Source organism: Methyloglobulus sp. (assembly GCF_046714055.1).
Lineage (GTDB): Bacteria > Pseudomonadota > Gammaproteobacteria > Methylococcales > Methylomonadaceae > Methyloglobulus.
The window spans coordinates 1-5,366 of sequence record NZ_JBKKBJ010000057.1 but is presented as its reverse complement, the minus strand read 5'-3'; the positions used below and the strand labels follow the sequence as shown (position 1 = coordinate 5,366).

4 protein-coding genes and 1 pseudogene are annotated in these 5,366 nt (G+C 45.9%); 1 reads left to right on the top strand and 4 read right to left on the bottom strand.

The window, feature by feature from the left end; all coding sequences use genetic code 11:
- Positions 1-198: 198 nt before the first annotated feature.
- From ACLQ6D_RS03390 to ACLQ6D_RS03375, 4 genes and pseudogenes are all read right to left on the bottom strand, one after another.
- Positions 199-2,166: a calcium-binding protein gene (locus tag ACLQ6D_RS03390; RefSeq protein WP_411725860.1), complete on the bottom strand. Its 1,968-nt coding sequence runs from the start codon at positions 2,164-2,166 to the stop codon at positions 199-201.
- Between the two features lie 2 nt (positions 2,167-2,168).
- Positions 2,169-3,314 (bottom strand): lysozyme inhibitor LprI family protein, encoded by a 1,146-nt coding sequence (locus tag ACLQ6D_RS03385; protein ID WP_411725859.1) that lies wholly within the window; start codon positions 3,312-3,314, stop codon positions 2,169-2,171.
- 39 nt (positions 3,315-3,353) lie between these two features.
- On the bottom strand, positions 3,354-3,701 hold the full coding sequence (locus tag ACLQ6D_RS03380) for a lysozyme inhibitor LprI family protein (protein ID WP_411725858.1): 348 nt from the start codon (positions 3,699-3,701) through the stop codon (positions 3,354-3,356).
- A 145-nt stretch (positions 3,702-3,846) separates the two neighbouring features.
- Positions 3,847-4,372: pseudogene (locus ACLQ6D_RS03375) on the bottom strand (REP-associated tyrosine transposase).
- Positions 4,373-4,673: 301 nt separating this feature from the next.
- On the opposite strand from ACLQ6D_RS03375, the gene ACLQ6D_RS03370 reads away from it, so the two are divergent.
- The gene (locus tag ACLQ6D_RS03370) at positions 4,674-5,261 is read left to right on the top strand and encodes an IS110 family transposase (RefSeq protein WP_411725857.1); all 588 of its coding nucleotides are present in this window, start codon (positions 4,674-4,676) and stop codon (positions 5,259-5,261) included.
- Positions 5,262-5,366 lie beyond the last annotated feature (105 nt).

Here is a 5,366-nt window from a genome sequence, read left to right as displayed (position 1 = left end):
CGCTGCGAGACAGGAGTCGAGTAGTCCCCAGAAGCGATAGGGCTGGGCGTTTTCACGAAGCGTTTTTTTGCGTAGTGAAAATGCAAAGCATTCCGACATCGCGTCGAGTCATTGCGTAACCAATGTTTTATACCCCTTGTTGGGTATAAAACGAGGGAAGCAGGACGGCTGGGGCAGCCGCACGCATTGGCGGTCGCGTTAAGTTTTTGCCGCTTGCTTGGGATGGGATGACCAAAACAAGCTTTCGCAAAAATAGCGACTCCCTTCTATCCTCCAAAGACTACCATTAGCCGCTTTGCGTAAACCCCACACCTGTCCGCCGCCACCGGCCAACCAGTCGCCTTTAAGCCCGCTGTTGGTTTGCGTATCGGCATAGAGCTTGTCGTCTTCTGCGCCGCCGGACAGGATGTCGCCATCGACGCCGCCCATCAGGACATCCTTGCCGCCTTCGCCATTTAATTTGTCGCGGTCGGCCTCGCCCATGAGGATGTCATCGCCCATTCCGCCATACACGGTGTCGTCACCGGCACCGCCCTTGACGACATCGTTGCCAATGTAACTGTAAACCCCGTCCTTGCCGTCCCCCGCCTCGATCAGGTCATTGCCACCGCGCAGGGCGACGATGGTGTCATCGCCCCCGCCGCTTAGGATGTGGTCATTGCCGGGGGTGTCGTTCAAGGAATCAACTTGGTCGGGTTTGGGTTGGTTGGGGTCGATTTTTATATTGCCCCAACTATCGAGTTCACTTTGTATTCCGTCGGTGGTGGGGTCGGTGTCCAAGGCCTCAAAGTCGCCAAGGATGGGGGGATCAATGGTTTCCGGGCTGAGGTTGAGTTGGGGTTCGGCGTCAGGGCCGGCCAGGTTGATGCCGAGGTTGCCGACCTGGAAGTTTTTGACCAACATGCTGCCATCGACCACCACGTCGCCGCCGGTGTCCTTGTTGCCGGTGACAAACACGTAATTGTGCTTTTTGTTGTTGACATCCGTGCCTTGGTAGACGCGCCCGTCGCCGTATTGCTTGCCGCCTGAAAGGACAATGTTGTCTTCCTTGATTTGGCCCATGCCGTCGGTGTCCACTATGGTGTCAAAGCCGTCTCCCTGATTATAAATATAGGTATCATTGCCTTGGCCGCCTAATAGAATATCGTTGCCAGACCTGCCTTCCAGTATGTTCCCGTTTGCGTCACCGATCAATAAATCATCTATATGGCCAGTACGGGTGGTGTCATCCTCTCCCGTTAAGTTGGGTTTACCGTCGTAGCTAATCTGAATATTGAGAGGGTTAATGGAGCCAAGGGATAGGTTCTTGGGTGTGAGATATTCCGTTTCGATGGTGTCCGCTGCTCGGCGGAGTTCGAGTTCTAATTTTTGAGCCGCCCCTAGAGCGCCTGCTGTCGATAAAATACCATTTGCAGGAGCAATTAATGATGCATGAGTTTTATCATCGGCAACTATCGTATCGTGATGCTTGGTGTACATTTGATAGACACTTAGCGCTTCATCTCCAGTTATATCACCTGGTTCATATAGCCCAAAAATAGCTCCCTGTGCATAGTCACGCGTAATGTTATTGGCTGATGTATTAAAGCGAATTTCATACCAAGCTTCGGCTCTGTTGCCATCAGTTATTGCATCATGCAATTTGGGACTTTTACCCACGTCGAAAAAACCATTATAAGCCAGTGATTCAAGTACCAGCATTTCTCGACTGCCCAGCAAACTGTTATAGATAGCAACATTGTTACTACCCAGCCATGTTTTAACAGTGGCTTCGTATTGGGGAATAATAGTATTAAATAAAGCCAAGGCTTGCGGTTCAACAGTGATTTTCCATCCAAGTATATTTTTGTCATGCTGAAAAGAATTGACCGCACCTGCAACGCCATTTAACGCATCTGCGGCATTTTGCAATTTAGTCTGAAGTGTATTTAGTTCAGATGCAGTTAAATTGATACCGCTTGCGGCAAACTCTGATTGATAATTAGCTCTTACTTGCCAATGCCCTGGAGAGCCAGTGACAAGTGCATAGCCTACGCCTAAGGTAGGGATATTGCGGCTATCTGTGTAGACAAATGGCTCAAAACCTTCAACACCACGGGTTTTAAGAAAATTGAATAATGCAGTGTTGAAGTCCCCAGCAAGAGGGGTTGCGGTAATTGTAGTCATGGTTATTTTTCTCCTGAGTTAGTCGTTGTGTTATTTATTACGGGATACCAGCGACAAGATTTATCTTCGCTATCAATAGAGCCGATTGATAAAAAATAATTAACGCTGGTACTAGATGGCTCTAATACTAAAAAATAATAGTCATCTTTATACTTAATAATGCTGTTGTAATGCGATGGCTCGGTTATCGGCGCATTCCAGTGTTTTGTCACTTTACAATTTGCAACATCCAGTTCGTGAAAACCTGCCACATATTCGCTACGGAAGCCACCTCTTCGAGGTTTGGTATTCATTGCCCCAGAAGCAGACCCCATATAAAGAATGTAGTGTTTTTTCTTTTTTGCCTGAGTCGGTATTTCAAAAACTTTAAAAGGTTGCTCACCATATATCACAGCACACCACTTATCCAATTCTGCCTCAGGGCGATCTGTATTGAATTTTGGGTCACATACTCGAACAAAATTAAGCGATTGACCACTTTTACAGTATTGCTTCCACGGGTCTAAGGCCGCATCTTCATAACTGTCTGTTTTTACTTTAGACTCAAGAAAGCTAATATTTTTCATTTGCTTGAGATCGTTGAAGATTTGCTTACAAGCCAATGGATCATATTCATCTCCTATACGAAAGTTAGTGGTAGTCAATATTTGTTTTATCGGCTCTAATTTTTCAGCTTCATTTTTATAGGGGGATTTTGTATACGCAAGGCCATAAACATTTGGATTATTCATGAAAAAAAATATCTTTAATTCAGCTAGTTTTGACCAATAAGCATGTTTAAGACACAACTCATCTTTGCAGCGATTGCGCATAAATTTCAGCCAATGCTTTTGTTGCTTTATCAAACCAGTTCGCAACTCATTATTAGTTTCATCCAGTGCTTTGTGGTAATCAGCATTAACTTCGTTATCCAGTTCTGATATTTCGGAGTTTGAACAAATTAATTTTTCAACATGGGTTGCTGCTTTTGTGCAATCAAAACTGGCAGCATTTACTGTTGACGATGCAAAAAAGAAAAACCATCCAGCTAATATCAATCTGAAATTGCGACCCATAGGCTTCCCTCGCCCTTCCAATTGGGCAATTATTCTGAAGCGCATGAGGTCATATTGATCCTGACCATTAATTAGATGTAAATTGATTGACATAGCAGTACCTTTTAAAATTAAAATACGGAAGTAAATCGATTAATGCTTTCTTGGAGGACTTCCATCATAAGTCCATGTAGAGTAAACCTTTAGATCAAGAATTCTTTTTTCTGTCAGATCAATCAGGCAAGCCAACCTTCCATAAGCATTCAAACTACCTTCGCTGGTCAGCCCTGATAATTCATACTTACATGATAAATCACGAAATGTAATCCAAGCCAGTTGTGATTTTTTTAAAGGTTCAGGATTAACAAGATCGTTAATTAGCAACTTGTATAGACGATTTAGCTCCGTATCTGAAACCTTATATTCATGATTAATACAATCATTGTTTTCTATTTGGTTTGAAACACTACAACGTTTTTTTGATCTAATGCAAAATCCCACTTTTTAAATTTTTCCTGATCTAGACTCTCGTTTGCGCTACAAATTGATATACATAAAGTAGTATAAAATAGTACTGCAAGTAATTTTGTGATATACGTCCTAAAAAGGGCCGTAGGTTGGGCTGAATGCAATGAAGCTTAACAAATCACCGTTCACCTCCTGTGGCGACTTCCGTAATACCATTAGCCCAATTCGCTGGCAACCGCCCTCGTTGCACGTAGCCATGAAATGTTGAAAAAGGCCAATCAATGGGGCGGCTAACATAACCATGCATTACTGGATTGTAATGGATGTAATCCACATGTCTCTCAAAGTCGTTTTCGTCCCTGATCTGATGCTCCCAATAACGGCGCTGCCATAATCCCCGTTCCCGCTTGGCCTGCCGACTGGCACGGATGCGTTCTGTTTTTTCTATGCGCCTGGAAAACCCAGCCTTAATCAAGCCCCAGCGCTGGGTAACGGGCATCACCCTGCGGTAAGCGCCAAATGGCGTGAAGGTGTTCGGGCAATACGACCATTGCCTCGATGACAAAAGGATGTGCATGTTTAACCATGTTGATAACCTCACATAAATCCTGTATGTTTTGTGTCAATAAGTCGGAATGTCTCTCTGCCAGATTTACTGTGAAAAAGTACGTCCCACCTGCTGTGTCAGATCTTCTATAGCGCATATCTTTGTCTCATTACCTTTCTTTGTTGGGGTTCGTGCCTCAGCCCACCCTTGTATGATCAAATTTAATGAAATATTGCCAAGGAGATCAAGTAAGCTTTAACGGTTCATTGGGAGGCCGTCCCACCCTGAGGACTGGTTGTTAACCAGAGCCTGTTCGGTAGATTGGCCCCCGCCCTATTCACCCATGCCGTGGAGTATCTGAGGCTTAGAGCCTGTATACACAAGGAAGGTAGGTGCCTGTGCAGGGCCTCGAACCAGTGAGTAGTCAACTTTCTTTACCCTCATTCTTACAAACTAATATGACGAACATTCAACTGAATAAAATCGACCATGAACCAAAGCCACCGCTCTTCGCCGACATTGATGTCGGTGCCGAGGAACTGATTTTGGTGATCCGCAAGAATGGCAAGCCGTTCGATCCTCAGAAGTTCGCCAACACCGCCGCCGATCGGGCCCGATTGGTCAAGAAGCTGGTCAAGCTGCCAAGTCTCATTGTCTGTCTGGAAGCGACAGGTATCCATCACTTCGATTTAGCCCTTTCCTTGCATGATGCGGGAGTGTTGCTCATGGTGATTAATCCCAAAGCCGCCCATAACGTTGCCAAGGTGTTGATGAAAAACAGCAAGACCGATGCCGTCGATGCCGATACTTTGGCCGAATACGCCGCGAGAATGGACTTCGTCGCCTGGACTCGCCCATCCAATGAAAAACTTGCCTTGCGCAGCTTCGCTCGCCGCGTGAATGCGTTCGTTAACCGGTCAGAAAGCGGCCGCGAAAAACCATCTACACGCGCTCACCGCCACTCAAGAAACACCGAAAGCGGTGCTGAAAGACGCCAAATTGGCTATCGTCCAGTTGGGGAAACGCATCGACCACTTAACGGCTGAGGCGCTGGTTTTGATTGGCAAACATCCCGGACCCAAGCGAATACTCACGTTGCCAGTCGGCATCAAGGGCATTGGCAAAACCAGTGCCATTGCGCTCATGGGTGA